This window comes from Actinomadura sp. 3N508, from assembly GCF_044326375.1.
In the GTDB taxonomy this organism is placed as follows: Bacteria; Actinomycetota; Actinomycetes; order Streptosporangiales; family Streptosporangiaceae; genus Spirillospora.
Genome location: NZ_JBIRAX010000001.1, coordinates 75,484 through 102,195, shown reverse-complemented (window position 1 = coordinate 102,195; position 26,712 = coordinate 75,484). Strand labels below are relative to the sequence as shown.

At 69.3% G+C, this 26,712-nt stretch carries 20 protein-coding genes and 1 tRNA gene; 3 read left to right on the top strand and 18 right to left on the bottom strand.

Going from position 1 to position 26,712, the window contains the following annotated elements:
• Positions 1-34: 34 nt before the first annotated feature.
• On the top strand, positions 35-2,110 hold the full coding sequence (locus ACH34S_RS00430; RefSeq protein ID WP_395950312.1) for a DUF4157 domain-containing protein: 2,076 nt from the start codon (positions 35-37) through the stop codon (positions 2,108-2,110).
• Positions 2,111-2,124: 14 nt separating this feature from the next.
• On the opposite strand, the gene ACH34S_RS00425 is transcribed toward ACH34S_RS00430, so the two are convergent.
• From ACH34S_RS00425 to ACH34S_RS00390, 8 genes are all read right to left on the bottom strand, one after another.
• Positions 2,125-2,424: a DUF6510 family protein gene (locus ACH34S_RS00425; RefSeq protein WP_395950311.1), complete on the bottom strand. Its 300-nt coding sequence runs from the start codon at positions 2,422-2,424 to the stop codon at positions 2,125-2,127.
• Positions 2,425-2,440: 16 nt separating this feature from the next.
• Complete coding sequence (locus ACH34S_RS00420) at positions 2,441-3,112, bottom strand: ferredoxin reductase (protein ID WP_395950310.1); 672 nt, start codon at positions 3,110-3,112, stop codon at positions 2,441-2,443.
• Positions 3,113-3,120: 8 nt separating this feature from the next.
• Positions 3,121-3,720 (bottom strand): sulfite oxidase-like oxidoreductase, encoded by a 600-nt coding sequence (locus ACH34S_RS00415; protein ID WP_395950309.1) that lies wholly within the window; start codon positions 3,718-3,720, stop codon positions 3,121-3,123.
• Positions 3,721-3,868: 148 nt separating this feature from the next.
• Entirely contained in the window at positions 3,869-5,053 is a 1,185-nt protein-coding gene (locus ACH34S_RS00410) for an epoxide hydrolase family protein (RefSeq protein WP_395950308.1), read from the bottom strand.
• Between the two features lie 220 nt (positions 5,054-5,273).
• Positions 5,274-8,585 carry a hypothetical protein gene (locus tag ACH34S_RS00405; protein WP_395950307.1) on the bottom strand — a complete coding sequence of 1,104 codons (3,312 nt, stop codon included), beginning with the start codon at positions 8,583-8,585 and terminating at the stop codon, positions 5,274-5,276.
• 320 nt (positions 8,586-8,905) lie between these two features.
• A complete protein-coding gene (locus ACH34S_RS00400) occupies positions 8,906-9,580 on the bottom strand; it encodes an RNA polymerase sigma factor (protein ID WP_395950306.1) in 675 nt (224 codons plus the stop codon).
• Between the two features lie 13 nt (positions 9,581-9,593).
• On the bottom strand, positions 9,594-10,139 hold the full coding sequence (locus ACH34S_RS00395) for a sigma factor (RefSeq protein ID WP_395950305.1): 546 nt from the start codon (positions 10,137-10,139) through the stop codon (positions 9,594-9,596).
• A 6-nt stretch (positions 10,140-10,145) separates the two neighbouring features.
• On the bottom strand, positions 10,146-10,508 hold the full coding sequence (locus ACH34S_RS00390; RefSeq protein WP_395950304.1) for a YciI family protein: 363 nt from the start codon (positions 10,506-10,508) through the stop codon (positions 10,146-10,148).
• Positions 10,509-11,196: 688 nt separating this feature from the next.
• Here ACH34S_RS00390 and ACH34S_RS00385 point away from each other — a divergent pair.
• Positions 11,197-12,153, top strand: a complete 957-nt coding sequence (locus tag ACH34S_RS00385; RefSeq protein WP_395950303.1) for an NAD(P)-dependent alcohol dehydrogenase — start codon at positions 11,197-11,199, stop codon at positions 12,151-12,153.
• Between the two features lie 228 nt (positions 12,154-12,381).
• On the top strand, positions 12,382-13,200 hold the full coding sequence (locus ACH34S_RS00380) for a class I SAM-dependent methyltransferase (RefSeq protein WP_395950302.1): 819 nt from the start codon (positions 12,382-12,384) through the stop codon (positions 13,198-13,200).
• A gap of 109 nt (positions 13,201-13,309) precedes the next feature.
• Here ACH34S_RS00380 and ACH34S_RS00375 read toward each other — a convergent pair whose 3' ends face one another.
• From ACH34S_RS00375 to ACH34S_RS00330, 10 genes are all read right to left on the bottom strand, one after another.
• A complete protein-coding gene (locus ACH34S_RS00375; protein WP_395951408.1) occupies positions 13,310-15,304 on the bottom strand; it encodes a TerD family protein in 1,995 nt (664 codons plus the stop codon).
• A gap of 552 nt (positions 15,305-15,856) precedes the next feature.
• Complete coding sequence (locus ACH34S_RS00370; protein ID WP_395950301.1) at positions 15,857-16,072, bottom strand: hypothetical protein; 216 nt, start codon at positions 16,070-16,072, stop codon at positions 15,857-15,859.
• A gap of 15 nt (positions 16,073-16,087) precedes the next feature.
• Positions 16,088-16,591, bottom strand: coding sequence for a hypothetical protein (locus ACH34S_RS00365; protein ID WP_395950300.1), 504 nt, complete (start codon positions 16,589-16,591; stop codon positions 16,088-16,090).
• Positions 16,592-17,733: 1,142 nt separating this feature from the next.
• Positions 17,734-20,541 carry a DUF5682 family protein gene (locus ACH34S_RS00360; protein ID WP_395951407.1) on the bottom strand — a complete coding sequence of 936 codons (2,808 nt, stop codon included), beginning with the start codon at positions 20,539-20,541 and terminating at the stop codon, positions 17,734-17,736.
• A 145-nt stretch (positions 20,542-20,686) separates the two neighbouring features.
• Positions 20,687-21,805, bottom strand: coding sequence for an AAA family ATPase (locus ACH34S_RS00355; RefSeq protein WP_395950299.1), 1,119 nt, complete (start codon positions 21,803-21,805; stop codon positions 20,687-20,689).
• 202 nt (positions 21,806-22,007) lie between these two features.
• Positions 22,008-23,246, bottom strand: coding sequence for a VWA domain-containing protein (locus ACH34S_RS00350; protein WP_395951406.1), 1,239 nt, complete (start codon positions 23,244-23,246; stop codon positions 22,008-22,010).
• Between the two features lie 167 nt (positions 23,247-23,413).
• On the bottom strand, positions 23,414-24,811 hold the full coding sequence (locus tag ACH34S_RS00345) for a hypothetical protein (RefSeq protein ID WP_395950298.1): 1,398 nt from the start codon (positions 24,809-24,811) through the stop codon (positions 23,414-23,416).
• Entirely contained in the window at positions 24,811-25,389 is a 579-nt protein-coding gene (locus tag ACH34S_RS00340; RefSeq protein ID WP_395950297.1) for a hypothetical protein, read from the bottom strand. Before ACH34S_RS00340 ends, ACH34S_RS00345 begins: the two co-directional genes overlap by 1 nt.
• A 543-nt stretch (positions 25,390-25,932) precedes the next feature.
• A tRNA-Lys gene (locus ACH34S_RS00335) sits at positions 25,933-26,005 on the bottom strand.
• 70 nt (positions 26,006-26,075) lie between these two features.
• Entirely contained in the window at positions 26,076-26,645 is a 570-nt protein-coding gene (locus ACH34S_RS00330) for a response regulator transcription factor (RefSeq protein WP_395950296.1), read from the bottom strand.
• Positions 26,646-26,712 lie beyond the last annotated feature (67 nt).

Genomic DNA, 26,712 nt, shown 5'->3' with positions numbered 1-26,712 from the left:
ACCTTTACTAGCAGGAGCGTCCGGGCCACTTAGAGTGAGCAGGGAAGAAAATGGGAAAGGCGCACTCGTGCGATCCTATAAAGCTCCGCTCGAACCGGCGCAAACGAGACGACCTCCGCGGGAGAATCTTCCGTCCCGGGGGCTGCCACTTGATCGAGGTGTCCGGGAGTCGATGGAGGCTCGCTTCGGACACGACTTCAGGCAAGTGCGCGTACACGCCGATCGTGATGGCGCGACGCAGACGCTTCACCATGGAGTGAGGGCCTTCACAAGCGGTGACGATATTTTGTTCGCCCCTGGCCGCTACGCCCCGCACACGGCGGAAGGGACGGCGCTGCTTGCTCATGAGCTGGCTCATGTCGTGCAGCAACGGCGTACCGGCGGCCCTCCCGGCGCGGAACACGAGGCCGAAGCCTGGAGAGCGGCACGAGCGGTTGTTCGAGGCACAAGCCCAACGGTGCTGCTTGGGAGCACGCCGGGGGCGGTGCAGCATGCGGATCCTCCGGGTAAGGACCCGCTCAAAGCCGTAATCGACGATCCGTCGCTACCCACCGGGGAATTCGGTGGGCAGCCTGGCGAACTGAGTGCGATCGGTAAGGCGGGCGAGCGCCACCACTTCGTCGAAACCGAGGCCGCCCTGAAACGCGAAGGCTACACAGAGATCTACTTCATGGGAAACTTCAAGGGCTGGGTGAAAAAGGCCTTCCCGCACAAGAAGCAAGGTCCCGAGGTGGTCGCGATCCATCCGGATCGCAGGCGCATACTGGTGGAAGACTTCACGGCCGGTCCGTGGAGCACGGCGGAGATGAAATCAGGCGATCCCCGGCGGCTTCCCCAGGACGTGCCCGCGTCGCCGCGCGCGGAGCCGCCCACACAGAAAATAGCGCACCTGGAGAAGACGGTGGATTACGGGCACCAGGTCGCACGGAACCTTCCATCCGAACTAAAAGACTACGAGGTCGTCGCCAGGGACCGTTACTGGAGGACGGATAAGCCGAAACTGTCGGTCGAAGTCAAGATCAAACCGTTGGGTCCGGTGAGACCGCCAGGGCCGACCGGTGCGGGCCTGGGCGGGAAGCCGAGCATCAAGCCGGGCGGTACGCCCGGACTCGGTCTCGTCGGGCCGAAGGCTCCTGAGCCACCGACCGGGGTTCGCGCCGGCGCCGGTGCCCGCGCCGCGGGTCTGGGTGTAAGACTCCTTGCGGCCGCAGCCGAAATGATCATCCTGTTCGCCGTCCAGCTCGCGGTCGAGTGGCTGAAAGGGAAGATCGAGCAGGCGCTCATGGAAAGAGATATGGAGGCGCACCGCGCCAAGATCGAGGCGCAGTTGCAGTCGCTGGATTCCAAGATTACGAGCCTGCGCACGAGCAGCGACGTCTACGCCCGGATTACCATGGACGTCCAGTACAAGTCGACCATGGGAATCGCCAGTGAGGGCGGCGCCGTTGGGGCTTATTATGCCGTGAACTACGAGCGGACCACGTTTCTGGGAATCGACGTGTCCGGGCGGCGTGAGCCGACTGTTACCGCTGCGCCCACGGACGAGGATCTCAGCCGTAACACGGTACGCGAGCACAACGTCATCTCGTACTCGGTGCTGATCGACGACGCGTTCTCCAAGGGACGAGCGGTAGCCCAGCAAGAACGAGCACGCGAGTTGGCACGGATGCAGCGCGCCAGACGCCCCTCGCCTAGCGAGCAGCCAAGCGCCCCAGACCCTGCACTCCTCGCGCCGCCTGGCACGAAGAGTCAGAACAAAGCGTTCACCCCGCTACCCGGCGCTCCGGGGCAGTCTCCATACGACCATGCCATGGCCCTGGTGGCCCGGGCGCGGACCGCTACCGATGCGCTCCGGACACGAGGCGAGGAACTGGAGCGACGGGTGCATTCGAACTCGCCCCCAACACCGGCGGAGCGTGCTTCTTTCCTGGACGACGAAAAGGAATGGCGCCTTACCATCACCTATCTCTGGGAGCATTACAAGGACAATCCCCCAGATGTGGCAAGAGGAGCATTCGACGAGCTTCTCCACAGCGATAAGTACGGCGGCAGGCTTGCACAGATTCGCATCCACTTCGGCGGTCCCTCAGCCCCCGGCGGCTCGGTATAGGACCGCCACTTGTGTCATCGCGGCGACGTCGCCGGGAGCCGGACGCGCAGCCACGTCATTCCGGTGAGGTCGAGCCAGACCGCGTCCGGAGTGCGGACCAGCCGCAGGACGACGTTGTCGCATCCTGAGCACCGGGCGACCATCCCGGGCGCGCGCTCGTAGACCATCAGCGTGGCGATCGGGCCGGTGAGCCCGCAGTTCACGCAGCGGCCCTCGGCGGCCGTGACGTCGACGGCGAACAGCTCGCCCAGCGGGCCGGCGAGCGCGTTGCCGTCCACATGGCCGGGGGAGTCCTGTCGATGGAGCCGGGTCATGGCGATCAGCCTCCGCTCAGCCGAACCGTTCGGTCTTGATCCGCCGCGGGTCGTGGCCGCGGGCGAGCAGCAGGTCGGCGGCCGCCTCCACGAAGCCGGTCGGCCCGCAGACGAAGCAGTCGCGGCCGGCGTCCGCCGGGTCGAGGTCGGCCGCGCTGAGCCGTCCGGGCGGGCGCGGCCAGCCGTCCGGAGTGCCGCGCGTGTAGATGCAGGTCACGTCCAGGCCGGGGTCGGGACGCCGCAGTTCCTCGGCGAAGTACACCTCGGACGGCGTCCGGACGGAATAGAGCAGCGTGAACGGCGTCCCGTCCCCCGACAGCCGGCGGGCGCGGATCATGGCCATCAGCGGCGCGATGCCGGACCCGCCCGCGACGAGCAGGACGGGGCGTCCCGTCCCAGGCCGCCAGACGAACCAGCCGCCGACCGGGCCGCGCACCTCCACCGGGTCGCCGACGCCGAGGACGTCGGTCAGATAGGGGGACACCTCCCCGTCGGCTATCCGCTGGACGGCCAGTTCCACCCGGTCGGGAGCGGAAAGCGAATAGCTCCGCTGCGCGGTGTAGCCGTCCTCGGCGGTGAGCCGCACGTCGACGTGCTGACCGGCCAGATGCCCCGGCCAATCCGGCACGTCGAAGAGCAGCGTGCGCGCCGTCTCGGTCTCCCGGCGCGTCTCGGCCAGCCGAGCCACGCGCCACGTCAGTCGCCCTGGTACCGCTGCTCGCGCCATGGATCCCCGTAGTCGTGGTAGCCGGCGGTCTCCCAGAAACCCGGCTCGTTCTCCCTGAGCAGCGTGATTCCGCGCACCCATTTCGCCGACTTCCAGAAGTACAGGTGCGGCACCAGCAGCCGCGCCGGACCGCCGTGTTCGGGTGCCAGTTCCTCGCCGTCATAGCGGTGGACGACCCACGCCCGCCCGTCCAGCAGGTCCTCAAGCGGAAGATTGGTGGTGTAGCCGCCGTAGGAATGCGCGAGCGCGTAGTCGGCTTCGGTTTCGACATCGGCCAGCAGGACGTCCAGCGACACCCCTTCCCATTCGGTGCCCAGCTTGGACCATTTGGTGACGCAATGGATGTCCACCCGCGGTGTCTCGGACGGCAGCTCCAGGAATTCACGCCACGTCCAGCGGTGCTCCCGCCCGGATTCGGTCGTGACGGTGAATTCCCATTCGTCCTCCGAGATCCGCGGAGTCGGGCCCGCCGACAGGACCGGGAAGTCGTCGGTCAGGTACTGTCCCGGCGGCAGGTCGCCGGCGGACTCCCGCCGCCGCCCGTGGAAGCCGGGCGAAACAATCCCCATCGCAACATTCCTCTCGCCGAGCGAAGCGGACCACTGTTGCGTCCCCGCCGACAGCGGAGTGACGCGGAACCACCGCCCATGAGGCACCAAAAGATTCATTACGGACGGACGGCCGGGCCACCCCGCCGGCAGCGGACCAGAGACGGGCTCAGGATTTCTGCATCGGCCGGAACGCCGCCCGCACTTCACTGGAGAAGAGGTCAGGCTCCTCCCAAGCGGGGAAGTGGCCGCCGCGGCCGACCTCGTTGAAATAGGCGAGGCCGGGATAGACCGTCTCGACCCAGCTGCGCGGGGCGGCCCAGAGCTCGCCGGGGAACGTGGTGAAACCGACCGGAACCGAGACCGGCGGAGGAGCCTGACCGGACGCATGGGCCCGCCCGAACTCCCAGTACCACCGGGCGGCCGAGGCGCCGGTGCCCGTCAGCCAGTACAGCGCGATGTCATCGACGATGCTGTCGCGGGTGAGGCCGCCCACCGGCCGCCCGTCGACGAACGCGCTGGAGAACTTGTAGTAGCTGTCGGTGTCGTGGTCGAGCATCCAGGCCGCCAGCCCGACAGGGGAATCCAGCAGGGAGTAGCCGATCGTCTGCGGGCGCGTGGACTGCTCCAGGAAATAGCCGAAGCCGTCCGTCATGAACGCGGTGACCGCTTCGTGCGCCGCGCGTTCCTGTTCGGACTCCGCCGGTAGCCGGTCCTTGAGCCCGAGCGCCGCGCCGAGCAGGTTGACGTGGATCCCGGCCAGCCCCGGGGGCCCCTGGCGGCCCATCGCGTCCGTGACGTCGGCGCCCACGTCCCCTCCCTGGGCGACGTAGCGCGTGTACCCGAGGCGGTCCATCAGCTCCGCCCACGCGCGGGCGATGCGGCCGGAGTCCCAGCCGAGCTCGGCCGGCTCGCCCGAGAAGCCGTAGCCGGGTAAGGACGGCAGCACCAGGTGGAAGGCGTCCTCGGCCCGTCCGCCGTGCGCGGTCGGGTCGGTGAGCGGGCCGGCGACCTCCAGCAGCTCGACGATCGAGCCCGGCCAGCCGTGCGTCATGATCAGCGGCAGCGCGTTCTCGTGCCGCGACCGCACATGGACGAAGTGGATCTCGACGCCGTCGATGCGGGTCGTGTACTGCGGCAGGGCGTTGAGCCTGGCCTCGAACGCGCGCCAGTCGTAGCCGGTCGTCCAATAGCGGGCTAATTCCTGGACCACCGCCAGCTGCACGCCCTGGGAGCGATCGGTCACCAGCTCCCGGCTGGGCCAGCGCGCGTCTGTGATCCGGCGCCGCATATCGGCGATCGCTTCCTCCGGAATATCGAGCCGGAAGGGACGGATTTCGTTAACGTCGGGCATGTTCTCCACCTGCCGGGTCGAATTGACCGGCACCGGGGCGCCGGCGGGGGCGCCCGCTTGATACCCGTATGACCTGGATGGACACCGACCGGGCGTGGAGTTGGCCTGTCATGGTCATACCGTGAGCGCAGGCATACATTCGGCCCCGGCTCGTTTCAGAACCGGTAGCCTCCATTTGGGGTTACCGGACAAAACACGCCCGGGGATTGCCGCCAGGGCGTCAGGGAGCACCGTGGATTTGCCAGGCTCGTTGCTGGATTTCGATGTGCTCGGACCGGCGCAGCGCGTCGAGGATCTCCCGCCATTGCGGGGCCCACTCGGTCTGCGGCCCGGCGATCTGGACGAGTGCGAGAGCCAGCAGTTCGTCCGTCAGGTAGCCGCGCGCTTGCAACCGGCGGGCGGCGGGGAACAGCAGCGCGGGGCGGGGCCTGCCGTCCCGCCGGGAATGGAGCGGCCGGCTGATCTCCCCGTCCGCGATCTGTACCGCGAGCACCGGGCTGTCGCGCATCATGTCCGCGAGGTCCACCAGGTCGTCGGCGACGTCGGCTTCCGCCGACAGCACACGCGCCCTCATCCGGGCCGCCCCCGCGAGGTGAACGGGATGTCCCGCGAGCAGGTCGGCGGCGCTGCGGGCGAGCTGTTCGCGCCAGCGCACACGGTCCATCCCATCCGACAGCGCCTCGGCGATCTCGGTGACACGGCTGTGGACGCGAGCGTCCAGCGGAGCGGCGACCAGGCGTTCCAGGACGCCGAGGACCTCGTCGCGGATCCGGCCCGTCCGCAGCAGGCCGAGCAGGACCGCCATCTCGGTGCGCGCCGGCGCGGTGGGATCACCGGCCGTGGCGAGGATCTCGTCGACCCCGCCCTCGTACCAGTAGACCCAAGCCCCGAACGCCTTGGCGCCCCGGAACCGCACGCCCGGTCCGTCGGCCGCGCCGAGCAGCCGCCGGACCAGGGCGGCGTAAGCGGGACGGTACGCGGGCGGGTAGTCCTCGGCCCGCGTCTGGAACAGGGTGCGCAGCATCTGCTCGCTCGCGTACGGGCCGGCCGCGGCGTTCAGCGCCTCCAACGCGCCGGGCGCCTCCGGCATGCGGCTGAGCGCGACGGCCACGGCGACCCGCACGTCCTTGTGCAGTTCTGTGTCGTCCCAGGCGCGCAGGAGCGTGTCGGCGGCGCCGGGCGGGCGGTGATGTTCGAGCAGGCGTGCCGCCTGTTTGCGTGCGGTCACCTTGCTTTCCGGCCCTGTCAACGTGGCCGCCAGTTCGGGGCCGAGCCGCGACGGCGGGACCGCCTCGGCGCACCGGGCCAGCGCCGCCACGGCCACCCGGGACGCGGGGCCGCGCGCCTGTGCGAGCAGGATCGCCAGGGATTTGTCCGGCTCGTCGGCTCGGGCGAGCGCGTCCAGCGCCGCCTCGGCCAGCATGATCTGGTCGCTTTCCGCCCAGGACGAAAGCGCGCCCAGACCGCCGGGCAGGCGCCCCAGGGAACCGAGAGCGGCCGTTCTCGTCGCGATGGGCCGCGACTCGTCGTGGACGGCGTCGATCAGCCGTTGCCGCACGCGGTCACGCTGGGACGGCGTCCAGCGGCCCGCCTCCCGGCCGGTGATCTCCGGGATCCAGTCCGGCTGGTCCAGGAGCCGCCCGAGGAGATCTGTGCGGTGCCTGGACACCACGCTCCAGACCCGGGGCAGCTCCACCGTTGATGGGTCGGCCTCCAGCAGGTCGAGGGCACGGTGCTCGCGATCGGCGGCCGGCCACAGCCGGGTGGCGGCGTGTGCGAGCAGCCTGGGGGCCTGGAGGGCGGCCGCGCGCAGGTCGCCCTGGAGCTCGTCCAACCGCCACGCCCTGCGTCCCAGCGAGCAGGCCAGCCCGATGGCCAGGGTGAAGTCCTCGCGGTCACGGGCCGCGCGCAGGTGTGGGCGCAACGCCTCGTACAGCGCGACCTCCTGCCCGCAGCGCAGAATGCGATCGAGCCGCTGGCCCTGGCTGCGCCTGGGACGCCGACGCCTCTCGCGCCGGGAGCGGGCCCTGGGTTGTGCCTCGGTTTGGATGATCAGCGCTGCGCCGCCGAAGCGTGCCACGAGCTTCTCGTACACGCCGATCGCCCAGCCGACCAGCGCGGGCACCGACGCGGGGTCGTGGTCGCGCAGCACCTGTGCCGCCAGCGCGCGCAGCGCCCGCCCCGTAGCCGCCGAGGTGTCCCTCGCCTCGGCCACCGAGACCGCCAGCTCCTCCAGCGGCGCGGCGAAGGCGTCGTCGAACAGCCGCACCGGCCGCACGGCGGCCACGGCGGTGAGGAACGACTCGCGCAGCGGGTCCTGCTCGTTGACGGTGCGACGGGTCAGGTCGGTGACCACGCCGAGCAGGGTCGCCGAGTCGCCGGTGCGGGCGGCGCACGCCACCAGGAGGGCGCGGGCCAGACCGCGCCGCCTCGGATCGCCGCCCAGCGCGGCCTCGGCGAGCCGCCCGGCCGCCTCCTCGTACGGCAGGTGCCCGGTCAGTTTCAGCGGGATCTCGGGATCGTCGAGGTGGGACCGCGACGAATGCCACACGCCGGCGTGCCAGTCCAGCATCCGCCGCGCCTCGGCCGCGGCCCGGTCCGGGGGCAGCAGGCCCAGCAGGTGCATCGCGTTGATCCCCCGGAACCGCCCGCCCGCGCGTTCGGCGGCCGCGTCGAAGGCCTCGACCCGCCGCCGCCCCGGAGGCAGCTCACCGAGGAAGTCCGCCAGGTAGTTGGGGTCGGACGGCGCCGCGGCCAGGACGTCCTCCTCAGGCCAGGAGCGCAGGCGCGCCTGGGGCAGGTGGTACCGCGCCCACCAGCGCGCCCCCTCCAGCGCCGCCCGCAGCACACGGGCGGCACGCGCGGCGTCCACCTGGAAGAACGCCGAAAGGCACGCGGCCGGGAGCTCGAAGGCGCACTCGGCGATCCGATGCCGCTCGAACAGGGCCAGCGCTCGCTCAGGGGCGGCGAGCGACGCCGCCGCGATGGCGGTACGACGGCGGCGCCACCACGGGAAGGGGTAGTGCACATCGGCCAGTTCACCGTCGGCGAGATCAATGAACGGCCCGGGGTGACGACCGGCCAGGGCCCGCCAGGCCGTGACGGCATGACTCAGCTCCGGCAGCCGGCGCGCGACCGTCGGTGCGGTGCAGGCCGACAGGAGCGCGGCGGCGTCCCGGTCGCCCCAGCGGGCCCGCACTTCCGGCAGGAGCCGGTCGGCGAGGGCCGCGCGGCGGCTGTGCAGCAGCGTTCGGTACAACGCCCGCCGCAGGTCGGCCGGAGCGTCGTCCAGGACCGCCGCCACCGCCTCGTCCGGCACCGGCAACGTCCGCACGGCCCGCAACGCCGCCCGGCGCAGCCCCATGTCGGGCCCGGCCAGCATCCGCTGGAGGTACGCGATGTCGCGGGCCGCCATCGCCATGTGCAGCGCGGTCCGGCGTTCGTAGGCGCCTCGCGACGACAGTTCAGTGAGCATGGCGGCCAGCTCGGGCGTTCCGGCCAGCCGCCGAGCATGCAACGCCAGCTGACGCATGCGCTGCAAATACGAGAGTGGTTCGACGTCTGCCAGCAGCCGCGAAACGGCGGCGGGTTCGGCGGCCGGTTCCCGGCCCTGCCCGCGGGAACTCAACGGCCCGGGCGGTGACCGCCCCTTCTGTGAGTCATCATGCCGAAGATCATGACGGATCCACCAACCACGCGGCAAGCCCTATATATCCGCCCGACTCGGCCGCACTAGACGAGGATGCTGCCGGGCTGGGTGGGGGTGGGAGTGGGATGGCCGCTCGGTCCTGGTCCGAGCGTGGCGGGAACGAGACGGTGACGGCGGTGAACCGCGTGGGCGCCGGGAGGTGCTCAGGTGAGACGGGCGGCGCGCAGCATGAGGTAGTCGCGTTCGGGACGGCTTGCGGTCGTCCGGGCCGCGCGCAGGTAGCTTTCGCGTGCCGCGACCCTGTCCCCGGCCTGGTCGAGGAGGTGGGCGCGGACCGCTTCGAGGCGATGGGTGTGTGCCATCCGGTCGTCGCCGTCGAGCGTGCCGAGGAGTGCCAGTCCGGCGCTGGGGCCGTGCACCATCGCGAGCGCGACGGCGCGGCTCAGCGTGACGAGCGGTCCGGGCGCGATGTGTTCCAGGACGTCGTAGAGGGCGAGGATTTGCGGCCAGTCGGTGTCGTCTGCGGTCGCGGCCTCGTCGTGTAGAGCGGCGATGGCGGCCTGGATCTGGTACGGGCCGACCGGCCCGGTCCCCAACGTCCGGGTCACCAGTGCGGCGCCCTCGGTGATCGCGGACGCATCCCACAGGTCGCGTCGTTGCTCGGCCAGGGGCACGATCGCGCCGGCGGCGTCGGTGCGGGCGGCTCGGCGGGCGTCGACGAGCAGCATCAGCGCGAGGAGTCCGGCGACCTCGCCCTCGGCGGGCAGCAGCCGATGCAGCAGGCGGGTCAACCGGATCGCCTCAACGGTGAGGTCGGTGCGGTGCAGGACGGGTCCGGCGCTGGCGGCGTAGCCCTCGTTGAAGATCAGGTAGATCACGTGGAGGACGACATCAAGGCGCGCCTTCCGCTGGTTTGCGGCGGGCAGCTCGAAGCGGGCCCCCCAACGCGTGGATGCGCTGCTTGGCCCGGACGATGCGCTTCGCGATTGCCGTCTCCGGCATGAGGAACGCGGCGGCGATCTCGGCGGTGGTCAGCCCGCCGACGGCGCGCAGCGTCAGGGCGAGCTGGGACGAGGGTGACAGGTCAGGGTGGCAGCAGAGGAACAGCAGGACGAGCGTGTCGTCGACGTCCGCCGTCGCCGTCGCCGTCGCCGTCGCCGCCGTCCCGGTCGGCGCGAGCGCGGCGGATTCCAGTTCGCGTCGCCGCCGGGCGGTGTCGCGCCGCCAGAAGTCGACCAGTCTCCTGGACGCGACGGTCAGCAGCCATGCGTGCGGCTGATCTGGTACGCCGTCGGCCGGCCAGCGCTGGGCCGCCGCGAGCAACGCCTCCTGCAGCGCGTCCTCACACGCATCGAACTGCCCGTGCCGGCGGACCAGCGTGCCGAGGACCCGCGGCGCGAGTTCGCGCAGCAGGTCCCCGACGGGCTGGTCATTCACCGTCGATCACGAGTCGGCCGGCCGGTGGTCCATGAGGCGGCGGACCTCCATCGGGAACTCGATGTAGGCGACCGCCCGCGATGCGATCTCCACGGCCCGCTCCTCGCTCACGTCGACGATCCAGAAGCCCGCCAGGGACTCCTTCACCTCGGCGAACGGCCCGTCCGTCGGCAGCGGCGCGCCGTTGTGGAAGCGCACCGTGGTCGCCTGGGCCGGGTCGACGAGCGCGTCACCGGCCACCAGCTCGCCGTTCTCGCGAAGCTCGCCATCGATGTCCATCATGAGCTTCTGCATGCCGCTGATCCACTCCGGAGACCGGTCCGCAAGCGTCTCACCGATCCCACCGAACATCATGATCATGTACTTCATGCCGCGTCCTCTCCGTCCGGCGCCCGCATCCGGGGCTCGGCTCTTGGTCGAAGCCGGCATCCTGATTTGGACGTCCGGAGCAGAACTTCCTTTTCAGCGGTCGCCCGGCGCGGTTGTGTGTCTCGATTACGAGGCCCCGCCGACGCGTCCACGACAGGGTGAAGGACGGATTGATCGGCGTGCCCGACCGCGCTCAGCGTCAGGCTACGCCGCCTCGGCGGCATCACCGTGGCACTGGCCGGTCGAGCCGCGCCCTTGTCCGCAACACGCTGGATATCGGCCGGCGAGGTGTCGCCGACGTCGATCCACGTGAAGACTACGGAAAGCGATCAGCTGCCAGAGCCATGACCGGCAACTGGGCAACATCGTTCTGCTGGGAAGCGGTCACGCCGCCCAGGTGCTGGCTCCGCGTCAGGTGTCCCGGGTCGTCACCGAGATCCGCGATCGTTCCGATCTGTTGCCTACGGCCGAAATCGGCCGATCATGCTGGGCCGGCATTGGGTTAGCCTGCGGCTGAGACGCCGTTGCGGCTTCCGCACCATCCGCTGCCGGGGGATGGGCGGCGACGCGCAGTTCAGCAGGTCGCGACCTGTCGTCCCGCTCTGCCGCGCCGTCCGGTCATGATCTTCGAGGCGGGTGCGATGCGGCTGAATCGGCAGGATCGACGCCCGGGCGTGGTGGAGGCTTCGTGAAGGCCGTCGTTTACGAACGGTATGGGGGCCTCGACGTTCTGCGGGTCGAAGACGTCCCCGTGCCGTCGCCCGCCGCCGGGCAGGTGCTGGTGAAGGTCGCGGCGACGTCGGTCAATCTCAGCGACTGGGAAGGCTTGCGTGGCTCGCCGTTCTATGCGCGCGTGGGTGGCTTGCGAGCGCCGCGCCGCCCGATCTTGGGCTCGGACATCGCCGGCTGGGTCGAGGCCGTCGGCACCGGCGTCACCCGTTTCCAGCCCGGTGACGAGGTCTACGGAGACAACCTCATGCTCAAGGGAGGGTTCGCCCAGTACGCGGTCGCGCCCGAGTCGGCACTCGCCGTCAAGCCCGCCGGACTGACGTTCGCCGAGGCGTCGACCATTCCGCAGGCCGGTGCGATCGCCGTGCAGGGCACGGCACGCGCCGCGGACGGACGCCGGGTGCTGATCAATGGTGGCGGCGGGGGCACGGGTTCGTTCGCCATCCAGCTGGCCAAACGACTCGGTGCGCACGTGACCGCTGTCGACAACGGCCGCAAGCTCGAGTTCATGCGGTCGCTGGGGGCCGATGCCGTGATCGACTACCAGCGCGACGACTTCACCCGCGATCGCGAGCCGTACGACCTCATCTTGGACCTCGTCGCTCATCGGTCGGTGTTCGCCTATCGTCGAGCGCTCGCTCCGGGCGGCCGGTACCGGTGCGCGGGCGGGTCGGTACGGGCGCTGCTGCGCGTGCTCACGATCGGCGCAATGGCCGGGCGGGTCACCCGCCGCCGGTTGGGGGTGCTCGTCGTCAAGGAAGGTCCGTCCCACTTCGAGCCGCTGACTCGATTGTGCGTCGCCGGTGACGTGAACATTCATATCGATCGCACTTTCGTGCTTGACCAGGCACCACAAGCCCTCGCTCACGTCGGTGAGGGACGGGCCCTCGGCAAGGTCGTAGTCACCCCGCACTGACGGCCGGGGGATGAGAACAAAACGCGAATCGGACTCGCCCTCACGTGCGCAACCGCACAAACTCGCGGCACACCCGATCTGCCACGGGCCACGTACTCCTACCCCGAGAAGAGCGCGACACCGACCAGCCACAAGGCCCTGCCGCACCGCTGCCAACTGCGGGGGGCCGCATGCGGGACAGGCGAATATTCGCTGGGTGAAACACAGGCGCGCTGGCACAGTGCTCGTGTGGACGACTACGTGGCGATCAACAGGGCCAACTGGGACGAACGGGCCCCGGCACATGCCGATTCCCCCGACTACGGATTCGACCGCTTCATCGACGACCCGGGGCACCTCAGTGGCGTCGTCCGGTTCGACCGTCCCCGGCTGGGCGATCTGACCGGGCTGCGTGCCGTGCACTTGCAATGCCACATCGGCACCGACACCGTATCCCTGGCGCGCTTGGGCGCCACGATGAGCGGCCTGGACTTCTCCCCGGCCGCACTGCACCAGGCGCGGCGACTGGCCACCGGCACGGGAAACACCATCGACTTCCGCCAGGCCGAGGTCTACGACGCCGTCGAGGTCTTCGGCCGCGAGAGTTTCGACCTGGTCTACACCGGGATCGGCGCCCTGATCTGGCTGCCGGACGTGGCGCGCTGGGCCCGCGTAGTCGCCGACCTACTCCGACCGGGCGGCCGCCTGTTCATCCGCGAGGGCCACCCCATGCTGTTCGCGCTGGACGAGACCACAAGCCCGCCCTGCCTGCGCTACCCCTACTTCGAAACCACCGAGCCGCTGATCTTCGACGAGCCCGGAACCTACGTGGAAACCAAGACCGAGTTCACCCACGGACTCACCCACGAATGGAACCACGGCCTCGGCGAGACCATCACCGCGCTACTCGATGCCGGGATGCGGCTGACCGGCCTGACCGAACACGACAGCGTCCCCTGGCAGGCCCTGCCCGGACACATGACCATGGACGAGACCGGCGAATGGCGCCTGACCCACCACCCCGAAAGCCTGGCCGCCAGCTACACCCTCCAAGCAGTCAAGCAATAGCCCCCGAAAGACTCACCCAGCATGCCCACAACGCCCTCTTCTGCCGCTGAGCTGGCCATTTGACCTGTTAATAATTGCCGCGCGTAGGCGTGCGTGCCGGGCATGAAGCTCAGCTGGCGCTCCTGGTCTCGGCAGCAGCGGGTACGGCATCGAGTTTCAGGACCTGGAGTATTTCTTGGTGGAAGTGGTCGATGGCTGTGTCGATGCTGCGAACGAAGCCGGCTTCTTCGGTGCCGCGTTTGGTTCCCAGCCCGGTCGCGAGGGTCAGGCGAAAGGTGTCGATTTGTGGCGTGTCCTCGGGGATGAGAAGGCCGGGCTCGGTGAGGAGGTTTTTCAGCAGGTCGCAGGGGCCGGTCTTTTGTTTGGGGGCGAGCGCTTCGATGCGGAGTTCGGCCGGGGCGTTGTTCAGCTGGCGTAGCAGCCATTGGACGCGGGTCAGGGGACGGGCGCGGGCTGCGGCGGGGACTTCGACCGTGGTTTCGATCTGCCCGGTGCGCAGGTCGGCTTCGAGGAGGACCGGGCCGCCCGCGTTGGGGATCCGGATTTCGGCGCTCATGCGACCGGACTCCACCAGGGAGGTCACGGTCTGCAGGCGCCGCACCGAGGCGTCCCCGTCGCGGCGTTTGCGGAGGACGGGGGCGATGGCCAAGCCCGTCTCACCGCTCAGGCGCAGACAAAGTTGCCGGATCAGTTTCTCCCAGCTCTCGGCCACCTGCATCGCGCGCCGGTCACCCAGACGCAATGTGCCGGCGGTGACGGCATTGCGCACCGGGACCCAGGCGGCGCCCATGTCGCGGAAGCCCTGGCAGCCGGCGTTGTCCTGACGCAGATAGTGCAGCAACTCGCTCAGTAGCCAGGCGTGAACAGGGTTGGCCACGCCGTCGTGGAGGCAGAGCATCTCAGCCTCGTGCGCGACCTCGGCCCACGACAGGTGGCGCAGAGCGACCTTGCGCAACAGCTTCTTATCGACCTTCAAGGGATGCTCGTTGTCCAAGGCCAGGTCGTTGGACAACGTGATCACAGTTTCGTAGCCGTGCCGGGCCGCCACCCCCAGATAGGCCTCGACCTGGTCGGCCTTGAGAGGGTTGCCGCCGGTCTTGGTCTCGATCAGCGCGGTCCAGATCCGGCCGGCCCTGGCCACACGCAGGACCCCGTCGGGGCGGACCTTACCGTCGCCGTGCTTGAAGGAAGCTTCGGCGAAGGTCTGGATGGTCCCGGCCGGGGCGTTGAAGCGGGCCGTCAGCCGGCGGCCGAACTCCGGCACCTGCGCCATCACCGACAGCAGTGTGGCGGTCGCACGCACTTCGCGTTCCTGGTCGTTGCGCAGGCCGGTGACGGGGAACAGCCGGGCATGCTGCCAGGACGGATGCTCGGCCAGATTGACCTTGACCGCCTTGGGCACGGTCGTCTTCTTCTTGGACGTCCGGACACGTTTCGGACGGTCACCGTTCTTGGCGGGCGCTGAACCGACAGGCGGGCTTGTGATGACAGGAGGTGGAGGTCCCGGCTCGTCTGGATCGGGTATTACGGACGGCTGTGAAGAGACCCGGCTGTCTTCCTCCTCGTCAGTGTCGTCGACACTAATACCGAAGTCGGCAGCCAAACCCGCGAGCCCGGACGTGTAGCCCTGACCCACTGCCCGGAACTTCCAGGAGTCGCCCCTGCGGTACAGCTCTCCGAAAATGAACGCGGTCTCGGTGTCGGCGTCGTTGATGTCGAAAGTCAGCAGCACCTCTCCGTTACCGTCGGAGACGGCGAGCCGTAGATCGTCCAGCGCTCCGAACGTCGCGCCCGCGTAGCGGCTGGCGGCGATGACCACCCGTTGCACCTCGGGTCGCATCGCGTCCAGGTCGACCAGGATACGGTCCTCGCTGCCGGTGGCCGTGGGCGTCTTACCCAGCAGGCGCACTGATTCGTCGGCGGTGGCGAGTTGGTTGTAGAAGACGAAGTCCGCATCGCTGCCGACCTTGCCATCGGCGTCGACCAAGAGCACGGAAACATCGGCCTCGCCTTCACCAGAAGGGTCGATCCAGCTCAGCGCCACAGTGAACGGCCCCGTCGCCGTGGTCAGGCCGGACAGGTCAATGTTGGCGCCCTTGGCCATCTGATGCACTGCGTTCGCTCCTCTACTCGCACCTGATCTTGTGCGCACAGCCGGGAGCTCTGACAGCCGTAGATTCGTGCAACCACGTAGGGCCATCATTTGCATGCGCAGTGCCAGCGTACGCCGATCACCTGCCGTAACATCCCGGCTCGTCGCCCGGGGCCACACTCGGCCACGCATCGAGACTCGGCAGGCCAAGCTGGATCCACGCCTCAGAAGGAAGGAGAAACGCGCGAATAAACCACGGCAATGGGCTGGTCCGAGCTCACCCCATCACGGTTGGGTTCCGCCGGACCGGCAGCTGGATTACCCGAAACGCGCTGGTCGCAGAGCGTTCTCCTGGGATATTCATGATCAACCAAAGAGGTCGAGCCTGCGCCGAGCTCTCAAGCCGCGAGCGCCATGCGGCCAGGGCGGGCTGAGGTCAATCATCGAACTCGAAGCCGCCGCCTGCGGGCAGTCTGCTGGTTCCGGCCCTCGACCCTGCCGCGGCGGCTTTCGGTGCTGGTCGGCTTCTACCGGACCTCCATGATCGACGGGCTACCCGGGAACTCACCCGCTGACCATGTCCGACGCCCCAATTTGCGCCCGAAGCACCCACGCGCGGGTTGTCACAACTGTGGTTCGAGGTAATGCTGTCGGCCGCGCCTTGGCCAACCCAACGACTTCGCCCCAGTCGCGATGCTCGGTCTGTGCGACCTGTGGATCCTTGAAGCCATCCGCGTCGGCATCACCGACCTGGCGGAGGAACACGGCCGCCGCGTCCATGGGCTCCCGTGATGTCTATTCGTTCAGCCAACCGCGGAGCCCTCGAACCCGACGTTGCCACCAATGCCCTTGTCCGAGGGGGTCAGCACCGTTTGAACTCATGAACACGCGGAGCTGGTCGAAAGTCTGGATCGGTACAGGTTCTTCCGCAGGTTGCTGTTCCAAGCGATTCGCTATCTCCTGCCAGATATCTTTGAACGGGGAACGTCCGAGTTGAGTTCGCATCCCGTCTGCCCAGATGCGCCAGGTTGCATCGCTGATCCAGCCCGACTCCCGCAGGTCCAACTCGTCCTCGCAGAGAAGCAGGTAGGCGAAGATGGCTTTCCCGTCGTTCTCGGAGAGGGGCGAGGTTGCCCGTCCGTACAGTATGTCGAGCGAGAAGTGATCCATGATGTCCCAGTAGCGCTTGACGTAGAAGTCCTCGAACACACGAATGCGTTGGCGCTGACTCTGCCGGAGCCCTACCACCGCGAGGAATACGCCGACTGCTGTCACCGTGGCTGCGATACTTGCGATCATAAGGTGAGAGTAGCGACCAAGGCCACTCGCGTGCTCCCATCCGGTCGATCCGTGTAGGGAGTCGGCTGCTGTAACGCGGGACATGGTCTATCGAGCGCTGCGAATGGCGGTGCGGCTGGCAGCCTCGAGCGACTGGTCGCCTGAATCCTAATGCCACCAGAAAGCCGGACTCAGCGTGCATTACATCACCCGCGGCGGGGGACGCGAGGCTTCGGCTGGGGCCACAGCTACTCGCCTATGTCGAACCGGCTGATTCTCAGATCGCGTGATGTGCCCCCAGATTTAGCGGCATCTGGATGGTCGGAATGAGTGAAGTCTTTCTATTCGATCGGGACCCCTCGACCTGGGTCCGGTTGACCATGCGCGGGTACGCCAGGCCACATCTGGTTGTACCTGGATCCGTATCTAGGGCGGGTGCAGTGTCGGTGGCGCAGGTGCAGGCGCTGTTCGCCGCGATCATCCGCCAGCACCAGGGGCTGGGGGCACCGGTGAGCGCGTCCACGTTGAGTCGGATCCGGGCCACGTCGCGGGTGGCGCTCAACCCATCCGCCATAGCCGATGAGCGGACGTCAGGACTTCCCATGCCCAGGGAACGGGCCGCCGACCGTACAAACATGCTCATCTGCCGCTGAGTGAGCGATGACGGTCACTCCGGCGCGATCATCCCACCGACCGTCGTGCGGGAGCATCGGCCCGGTTGGTTGGTGAGCCCGAACATCGTCCGGCTCCGCCGCTCCCGCGGCAAGGGGGCCTGGTGCTGCCGGAGTACCTCTTCCACCACCTGTGCACTTATTAGACGCCGACGGCAGTCGTCCGGCCGCTCGGCGAAGGCGCGGTCATCGTGCGTCCAGTCGGCTCGTTCGCCAACGCTTCGAGCCTCGAGAGCGCGGACCTGAGGGCGGCCGTGGATGAAGCGGTCACCCGGGCGGGTTGGTAGCGCGCGTTCCTATGTTTCTTGTCGCCGGCGCGCACCCGCCCCCACGGGCTGGTGAGGGCGGGGCCGAATTCGGTGTCGGTGTCCTCGGCCAGGCGGCTTGTTCGGCCGAGTTCGGTGATGGTGCGGCCGATGGCTGCGCTCCACCTGGTCTAGAACCGCGGTCGGCGCGCACCCAGGCTTGGGGTGGGCCTGGGTGCGCGTTCGGCTAGGGGGTAATGAGTGCGGCGGCCGCTTTGGCGGTTTCCGGGTGGGCGCGCAACAGCGAGCCGACCTCGGGTGAGGATGCGGTTGTCGTGGTTTCCGCTGGGTTCGGCCAGGACGGGTCGTGGCCCAGCAGGATCGCTATCGCGGAAACGGGCTCATGGTGCGTGGCCAGGAACGTTGCTATCGCCGTGTTGGTCGGGGTTGCTCGCTCGGGAGATTTCGGGGAAGGAGTCCAGGGGGGTGTCCAGGCGTCCACGGCCGGGAGGGTGGCTGGGAAAGTGCGGTCGGCCTCGCGGATCAGGACGGGGAGCATCTCCGCGGCCTGGTCCTTGAGCGTGGTGATCAGCCTGGGCAGCCAGGGCAGCAGGATCGTGTCGGGCAGGCGGCCGAATGCCTTGGACAGCAGCTCCACGACCAGCGGGGAGAGCGTCGGGACGGCGTCCAGGGCCTGCACGAAGCCGCTCAGGTACTGCGGGAACGCACCGACCAGCATGGGGTTGTCCAGCAGTTCGTCGCAGCGCCGACGCAGGTCGGCGAGCGGGAGCAGGCCCAGCTGGGACTCGGCCGCCCACAGCAGGGCGACCTTGGCCGGGTCCTCGGGATGGGACTGCTTGACCGCCAGTTCCAGCTGGGTGTGGTCGCACCCCAGCGAGATCGCCAGGCTTTCCAGGCTGACCAGGAAGCCCAGCATCGCCGCGACCTGCCGTACGCCGGTGTCGTCGTCGGTGAACGCCGTGGGCAGCAGCGTGCAGTAGTGGGCGTAGCCGGTGGTCACGAAGTCCTCGCACCAGCGGGGAAGAGCCGGTTCCGTCGCCCGGTAGTGGGTGAGGAGCCGGCGGACGCGGCGCAGGACTTCGGGGGCGTCGTCCACGGTGCGTTCGGACGAGAGCAGTTCGACCGCGCGGGCGCCGAGCTCGTTCGTGAAGCGGCGGCTGCGCAGGTAGAGGAGGGATTCCTCGACCGCTTCCAGTGCCGTGGCGGCCGTCGCCTTCGGGTTGTGGACGGATTTGCGCAGGCGCTGCTCCAGGACCTGCTCGACGGTGACGCCCTCGTAGCCGAGTTCGACGAGGTAGCGCTGGTTGCGGCCGATCGCCAGGTCCCAGCTCTCCTGGATCGGGCGTTCGCCCAGGCGGCGCGAGCCCATGATCGGGCGGACGGCGTCGTCGGGCAGGAGGCGGCGCAGGACCCACAGAAGGTCGGAGCAGGGTTCGAGGTCGGGCTCGGTCGCGAAGTCGAGCAGGGCCCGCTGGATCTGGCGTTTGTCCAGGGCGAGGCCCAGCGGACGGAGCCGGTCGAAGACGTCCTTCGCCAGCGGCGGGAGCGCCTCGTAGCCGACCTGGCCGATCCGGTCGCCGCCGAGCAGGATCTCGCACAGCCGCCGGACGTCGCGGCGGCCCGGCACCGAGTCCTTCTCGATACAGGTGATCGCCGCGTCCTGGAAGTCGTACGGAGTGGGACGGGCGCGCCCCCGCAACCCGGCCAGCAGGATCGACGTCTCGAACACCGCGATCGCGTCGGCCGTGCTGGACAGGTAGCCGTTGCGGCGCGCCAGCCGGACGATGTCCACGCACCAGCCGAGCAGCTCGGCCTCGTCCAGGCCGTCCGGCGCGGGCGCGTTCGACAGGAACCCGCTCAGCCGGTCGGCCACCGGAGCCGAGGGGGCGAGCGCCGGTGGCTTCGGCGCGGCGGTCTTGCGCGTGCCGCGCTGCCCCGCCAGGCGGAACGGCTTGACCCGCGTACGCTTGAGCGCCTTTTCCCAGGTCGTCGCGGCGACCGACACCGAGCCCGGCGCCAGCCCGAACTGCGCCTCGATCGCCGAGTGGCTGGACGGGATCAGCCCGTACTGCCACCGGGTCGCGGTGCGCGGCGCGATGTCGAAGCTCGCCGTGGACCGGAGCCCGAACTGCTCCACGCGGCTGGCGGCGTGGAAGGCGCCGCACACGTGCAGGCAGCGGGACGGGTCGGCGCCGGACGAGGCGAGGTGCTCGCGGATCCGCGTCCACATGTACCGCTCGCGGTCCTCGTCGCTGGTCAGGCGCCGGTCGCCGCCGGGCCGCAGCCGCCGGAACAGGCTGCCGATCAGCACCATGACCTGCCGGTAGGTGTCGTAGTCGGCGCCGGTCAGCGGCTGCTCGACGTACTGGTCCCACCATTCGGACCAGTGCCGCACCTTGCCGTGCCGCAGCAGATGCTCCTCCAGCTCGGCGAATCCGGGACGCAGATCGCCGATCTCGATCCCGACCGCGTCACCGTGCAGGGCGCCGTCCTCTTCGTCCTCACCCGCTCGGACGGGCGACTCGTCGGGACGGTCCAGGGGTTCCCACTGGAAGACGTGGTCGGACGAACGGTCGACCAGCACCAGCTCCACGTCCGGAGTGTCGAGGGCGTAGGCGATCGCCTGGTACTCGGCCGACGCCTCGGTGATCGGCGCGACCACGCTCAGCGGCGCCTGGTCCTGCGGGAAGCCGTCCAGTTCGGACGCGAACGCCTGCAACGCCACGGGCAGCCGGCAGTTGCGCAGCTCGTCCAGCAGGGGACGCAGGTCTTCGCACAGCTCCAGGTAGATCACCTGCGGCTGTTTTTCCCGTAGCCGCCGCGCCATCGCCAGCGCCGAGGCGGGCGAGTGATGGCAGACCGGGAAGATCTCCAGCTCCTCGCGCAGGGCCCGGTCGACGTCGTCCACCAGCCCGGCGAGAATGTCCGGCAGCCCGCGCGGCCCACCGGCGAACTCCTCGGCGGCCCCCAGCAACTGCTCCCGCAACGCCCCGAACGGCCCGGTCGAGGCCGCGCCGGCGGCCCGGGTGGTCACGGCGTCCGCCACGTTCTCGACGGATCCGACTTCGCTCACGCCTGCCCCGCTTTCCTCTTGGCGGCCCTGCTCGCGTCGCTCTCGGCCACGACGGGCTTGGTCACGACGGGCTTGGTCATGACGGGCTTGGTCATGACGGGCCTGGTCACGACAGCTTCGCGATCGCTTCGCGGCCGCCTTCCAGGAAGCCCTCCCAGGGGCCGCCCTCGTCCTTGCGGCCACGGGGCTCGACCACGCCGTGCCAGAACTTGTTGAGGATGGCCAGATCTTCGGGGGAGCGGCGGGCGAGCGATCCGACGAGGGAGCTCGCCAGGGTCTCGGCCTTCAGGGCCTGGTCGCCGAAGAACTGGCTGTGCAGGATCGCGTCCTCCAGCACGCCGATCTGCTCGGCCGTGGACAGCGCCGACTCCAGTTTCTCGTCGTCGGTGGTGGCCGACGCGGACGCGGCGCGCAGGTCGGCGAAGCTTTGCAGCAGGATGTCCAGCAGCGTCGGCGGGACGTCCAGCTCGATCGAGTGCCGCCGCATCAGCTCGGCCGTGCGGAACCGGACGATCTCCGCCTCGCTCTTCTTGTTGGTCACCACCGGGATGCGGACGAAGTTGAACCGCCGCTTCAGCGCCGACGACAGGTCGTTGACGCCCCGGTCCCGGCTGTTGGCCGTCGCGATGATCGAGAAACCGGGTTTGGCGAAGGCGATGTTGTCATCGTCCAGCTCCGGGATCGAGACGTACTTCTCCGACAGGATCGAGATCAGGGCGTCCTGGACGTCACTGGTGGAGCGGGTCAGCTCCTCGAACCGGCCGATCACGCCCCGCTCCATCGCGGTCATGATCGGGGACGGGATCAGCGACTCCCGGGACTGCCCCTTGGCGATCACCATCGAGACGTTCCACGAGTACTTGATGTGGTCTTCGGTCGTGCCGGCCGTGCCCTGGACGACCAGGGTGGAGTTGCGGGAGATCGCGGCGGACAGCAGCTCGGCCAGCCAGCTCTTGCCGGTGCCGGGGTCGCCGATCAGCAGCAGGCCGCGGTCGGACGCCAGTGTCACGATGGCGCGCTCGACGAAGCTCCGGTCCCCGAACCACTTCTGGGCGATCTCGCGGTCGAGGCCGTCCGAGCGCTCGGACCCGAGCACGAACAGCCGCACCATCCGGGGGCTGAGCCGCCAGGCGAACGGCTTGGGACCGTCGTCGACCGACTCCAGGTAGTCGAGCTCCTCGGCGTACTTGACCTCGGCGGGCGCGCGCAGCAGTTCGTCGGACATCGCTCTCCTCGTCTCTCGGGACGTCGGGCAGATCTGGCAGATCAGGCTTCCCGGTGCGGCGGCGTTCTCCGGCAGGTCGGGTTTCCGGATGCGGCCGCGTTCTCGGGCGGTCAGAGTTCTGGCAAGGCGGGTTCTTGCTCGGGACGGTTCTTGTCTGGAGGCGCGAGCGCCAGCTCAGGGGCCCGGCCACCAACGGCGGAGGTCACAGGAGGAAGTTCTTCAGCTCGTCCACCAGCTTCTGGATGCGGCCGGAGATCACCGGGGTGCCGAGCCGCTTGAAGCGCTCCCGGAACCACGGGTTCACGATCTGGGTGCCCGAGCTGGTCACCGACCCGACCGGGATGAACTTCACCCCCGACCGGTGCACCGCCTCGATCCCCTCGAACAGTGGCTGCGAGGCCTCGAACTCGTAGAAATCCGAGATCCACGCCATCACCGTGTTGCGCGGATCGGTGATCTTCGGGCGGGCCATGTTCATCGCCACGGGCCCGTCGTTGCCACCGCCGAGTTTGGTGCGCAGCAGCACCTCGAAGGGGTCGTGGACCCACGGCGTCAGGTCCAGCGCACGCGTGTCGTAGGCGATCAGGTGGACGTCCACCTTCGGCAGCCCGGCGAATATCGACGCCAGGATCGTGCAGTTCACCATCGAGTCGACCATCGAGCCCGACTGGTCCACCACCACGATCATCTTCGCGGGCGTGGTGCGCTTGGCGGTCTGCTTGTAGAACAGCCGGTCGACGTACAGCCGCTCGTCCTCGGGGCTCCAGTTGGTGAGGTTCTTCCAGATCGTGCGGTCGATGTCGAGGTTGCGGAACACTCGCTTGGGCGGGACGGAGCGGTCGATGGTCCCCGACGAGGACTTCTCCACCTGCGTGCGCAGCACCTGGGCGACCTCGTCGACATACCGGCGGATCAGCGACTTGGCGTTGGCCAGCGCCACCCCCGACAGGTTGGCCTTGTCCCGCAGCAACTGCTCGATCAGCGACATGCTCGGCGTGAGCTTGCTCGCCAGCTTCGGATCGGCCAGCACCTCGCGCAACGCCATCCGCTTGACGAGGTCACCCTCCATCTCCGACAGGGTCCCCGCGAATTCCTGGGCGCCCTCCTCGCCGAGCGCCGCCTTCAGACAGGAGGCGTCCTTCTGCCAGGCCGCGAGCTGGGTCGCCGTCACGTTGCCGTTGCCGTTGCAGGGCGCGAACACGTTGAGCAGCAACTTCGACACCAGCGCGGCCCGCCGCACCTGCATGGCGGAGCCACCGGAGTCGTCCGCGGGCGCCATCAGGCCGTCGAACTCCGGCTCCAGCTCGGGGAACCGCTGGAGGACGTTGTCCATCGAGACGCCCGGGTCGAGCAGCGCCGGAGGCAACCCGAGATCGTCGACGATCGCGACACTGGCCGATTCGAGCGCGGGCTGCTCGTCGGGCGCGAACAGCCGCGCCATCAGCCGCCAGTAGAGCACCTGCCGCCGATTCGCATCCGGCCCTTGCGCAGCCACGGACGCGCCCTCGACGCCCTCCGCCCCGGCCGCGCCGTCGGTCTGCGCCACCGGCGCGCCGACCCCGTGTGTCTCGGCCTCACTGCCGGCCTGTGGCCCATTCTGCAGCTCGGTCACTTCCGCAGCAGCCTTCCCGCGCGTTCGCGCAGCACGGCCACGGCGTCACCGGCACGGGCCTCAGCCTTCACGGCCTTCGGATCCGTCGGGCCGAGCGCCCAATCCCCTGTGTGCGCCTCGACCGGCTTCTTCTTGACCGTGGCCTGGAGCGCGAGGGGCTGCAGCAGCCACCGGCCGCCGTCCCAGCGCACCAGTCCGATGCAGGCCGTGGACGCCTTCACCAGCGATGGTGTGATCGGTCCGCACGCCGGCAGCCGACCGCTGTCGATCTCCAGAGTCGTCCCGTCCATCGAGACGGCGCCGTCGTCGCACCGATATCCCTCCAGCAGCACCGGCTCGGCGATGCGCACCGGATGCCGATCCAGCGGCGGGACGGAGGGAGCGGTCGCCTCGCCCAGCTGGACCCGGGCCGTGGTGAACGGGTCGGCGGCCTCTCCGGCCTGCGCCGCGTCCTCTCGCCAGAGCAGGTCGCCGCCGGCGGTCAGCGGCATGTCCACCACGTCCAGGACGCGCCGTTCGGCCAGCGCCGCCAGGAGCACGGGATAGGCGTGGAGCAGCCGCCACACCGCTGGACCGACGATCGTGTCGACCTTCGCCGCCGCCACACCAGTCCGCACCAGCCGCGCTTCGCCGCCGTCCGCGGGCTCCAGCACCCCGTGGACCTGCACCTGGACGGCCGTTCCGTGCTCGTGGACGTCCACGCCCAGCACCAGTAGCCGCCCCGACACCGGCTCCGCGCCGCCGCCCGTCCACGATCCGGCGCGGGCGAGCAGGATGGCCCGCGTCCACAGGTCGGCCCAGCGCCGCTCGGGTACGCGCTCCATGGTCGCGACCGGGCAGGACGCACGCAGCTCCGAGGCCAGACCGTCGAGCAACACCGCGAGCCGCCGCAGCGACGGTTCGCCCCACAGCCCCTCGATCGTCTGACCGGCCGCCGAGACCAGGTCGTGGTCGACGCCGCGCCACCCGGCGATCGCCAGCTCGTGCAGCCACGATCGCGCCCCGGCCAGCAGATTCTCCGGCGCCGTACCGGCACCCGGCTTGTCGGCGCGCTCATCCCAGGGCGACCTCGACCTGCCCAGTGCGCTGTCGAGGCGTTCCAGCAGGGCGTCGTGGACGGCGCCGAGCAGCGCGGCCCGTCCGCCCGCCAGCGCCGCGAGCCGGTCATCGCCGATCGACCCGGCGACCACCTTCTCGGCCGCCTCGCCCACCGGCCCGCCGAGCGGCGAGCCGGCCAGCGCGCCCGCGAACGCCGACAGCGCCGCCGCCTGCCGGTCGCCCATCCGTCCCAGGCCGCCGGTGAGCGAGCCGTCGAACCCGGCCACCAGGTCGAGCGCCTCATCGACGGCCTCGGGCGCGCCGCCGACCAGTTCCCGCAACTGCACCGCGAGCATCAGCCCACCGCCCCCGCCGCGGGGAACCAGTGCAGCTCGGGAACCGGCTCGGTGCTTTCCGGTACCTCCAGATAGGCGAGATGCCGCAGGAACCGGCTGAACACCGCCGCCGCGGGCGCCGGATCCTTGTGGGTGTTCAGGCAGTCGATGAGGTCTTTGCCCTCGCCGACCTCGACGCGCAGGTAGCGGGCGACCCGTTCCTGCCCGTACTGGCGGATGCCCTCCGCCACCAGCGCGTCGAGGTGCTTGCACAGATAGAGATCGGTCAGCCCGCCGCACGGCCGGTTGTTGTTGGTGCTGCAGCTGTTGCCGTGCGTTCCGGCCGTGATGGACGAGACGTACACGCGGGACGCGTCAGACCCGCTCGACACCACGCCCTGCAACCGACCGTCCGCCAGTTCGACGAACGGCACCTTCGCAAGCTTCCGTGCCTGGACGGGCGGCACCACCCTCACGGTGCTGCGCCGCTCCCACGAGCCGTCGTCCTCGTCCAAGACCCACGACCTCCAATCGGCCATCCCGATGATGCGCTCGATGATGTCGACCGCCACCGACAGAATCCGCCGTCCACCCGTCATGGATCTTGACCCGATCAGCCGAAGAACGCGCGAAGGCCAACGAGCAGCAGGTCAGCGGCCTCCACCGCCGAGGCGCTGTCCGAGCTACGCACACCCGGCTCAGACCCAGCGATAGTGACTGCGGACAACTGGCTGCGCCGCCGCGAACGCAAGAAGAAGCGCAAGCGCGGCCGTAGACAGCAGCTAGCGGACGGTCGTGGGAGCATCCGGCCCGGCAGATTGGGCACCCGCAACTGCGCTACGCCCGGCAACGGCCCGGATAGCCGCCACGTTCTGCCCCCACGTTGCTAGGGGAATGCGCATTCCAGAGCCACATGGCTCCCTCGCCCATGACCCACCACACGGAAGGCAATAACAGAAGACCTATTCGCGCGTCGGCCCGTGTCCGACGCAGGTTCGGGCATGCCTTGGCTCAGACTGTGACGCCGTCGAATGGCTAACGAAGCACATGGCCTTTGGGGCGGGTCCCAGCGGGGCCACAGGCGGGCCCCATGCAAGATCAATGGGGATCCCGGATGCGGGTGTTGGTGCTGGTGGGGGCGGTGCGCCGTCAGGGACTTGAACCCCGAACCCGCGGATTAAGAGTCCGCTGCTCTGCCAATTGAGCTAACGGCGCGTGTCGGTGGGCCTCCGGCCCTCGCGACAGGAAGAACAGTATCAGGAGCTGTGGACCTGTGCGAATCGGTTTAGTCCCGGGCGGGGAGGACGCTGACCATGCCGCGCCAGAGGGCTATGGCGGTCGCGCGGGAGCTGACGCCGAGCTTGGAGTAGATGCGGTTGACGTGGTTCTTGACCGTCTTCTCGCTGAGGAAGAGCTGGCGTGCGATCTCCCCGTTGGAGCGTCCGGTGGCGATGAGGTCCATGACCTCGGACTCGCGGGCGGAGAGGCCGAGGGACGTGCGGGAGGCGTCGCGGACGCCGCGTATCAGGTCGGGGACGGTGAAGGAGCCGGGGACGAGGTGGCCGCAGGCGCCGGCGCGGAGGGCGTCCTGGACGGCGGGGTCGTCCACACCGGCGAGGACGAACACGCGGGACGTGTGGCTGAGGGGGCTGGCGTGCCGGGCGGCGGCGGCGTCCAGGAGGACGATGTCGGGGCGCAGTCGTTCGGCCAGCGAGAGGGCCGCGGCGGGGTCGGAGGTCTCGGCGACGACGCTGAGCTCATCGCTGGCGTCGAGCAGGGTGGTCACGTCGGCCCGGACCTGAGGGTCTCCGTCCACTACGAGGACGCGCAGCGGGGCCGTTTCATCGACACTCATCCGATGCCCTTGGGGTGTCGTTGGCATGTATAGGGTCGGAGCATAACGGGCCGATCATCCTGAGTCG

Excerpts from the sequence above, each read along its gene's own strand:
- ACH34S_RS00425 (WP_395950311.1), bottom strand. The coding sequence starts at position 2,424 with ATGACCCGGCTCCATCGACAGGACTCCCCCGGCCATGTGGACGGCAAC.
- ACH34S_RS00415 (WP_395950309.1), bottom strand. The coding sequence starts at position 3,720 with ATGGGGATTGTTTCGCCCGGCTTCCACGGGCGGCGGCGGGAGTCCGCC.
- ACH34S_RS00365 (WP_395950300.1), bottom strand. The coding sequence starts at position 16,591 with ATGATCGCAAGTATCGCAGCCACGGTGACAGCAGTCGGCGTATTCCTC.
- ACH34S_RS00410 (WP_395950308.1), bottom strand. The coding sequence starts at position 5,053 with ATGCCCGACGTTAACGAAATCCGTCCCTTCCGGCTCGATATTCCGGAG.
- ACH34S_RS00375 (WP_395951408.1), bottom strand. The coding sequence starts at position 15,304 with ATGGCCAAGGGCGCCAACATTGACCTGTCCGGCCTGACCACGGCGACG.
- ACH34S_RS00355 (WP_395950299.1), bottom strand. The coding sequence starts at position 21,805 with ATGTCCGACGAACTGCTGCGCGCGCCCGCCGAGGTCAAGTACGCCGAG.
- ACH34S_RS00350 (WP_395951406.1), bottom strand. The coding sequence starts at position 23,246 with ATGGCGCGGCTGTTCGCGCCCGACGAGCAGCCCGCGCTCGAATCGGCC.
- ACH34S_RS00390 (WP_395950304.1), bottom strand. The coding sequence starts at position 10,508 with ATGAAGTACATGATCATGATGTTCGGTGGGATCGGTGAGACGCTTGCG.
- ACH34S_RS00405 (WP_395950307.1), bottom strand. The coding sequence starts at position 8,585 with ATGCGTCAGCTGGCGTTGCATGCTCGGCGGCTGGCCGGAACGCCCGAG.
- ACH34S_RS00340 (WP_395950297.1), bottom strand. The coding sequence starts at position 25,389 with ATGACGGGTGGACGGCGGATTCTGTCGGTGGCGGTCGACATCATCGAG.
- ACH34S_RS00330 (WP_395950296.1), bottom strand. The coding sequence starts at position 26,645 with ATGAGTGTCGATGAAACGGCCCCGCTGCGCGTCCTCGTAGTGGACGGA.
- ACH34S_RS00345 (WP_395950298.1), bottom strand. The coding sequence starts at position 24,811 with ATGCTCGCGGTGCAGTTGCGGGAACTGGTCGGCGGCGCGCCCGAGGCC.
- ACH34S_RS00370 (WP_395950301.1), bottom strand. The coding sequence starts at position 16,072 with ATGGACGCGGCGGCCGTGTTCCTCCGCCAGGTCGGTGATGCCGACGCG.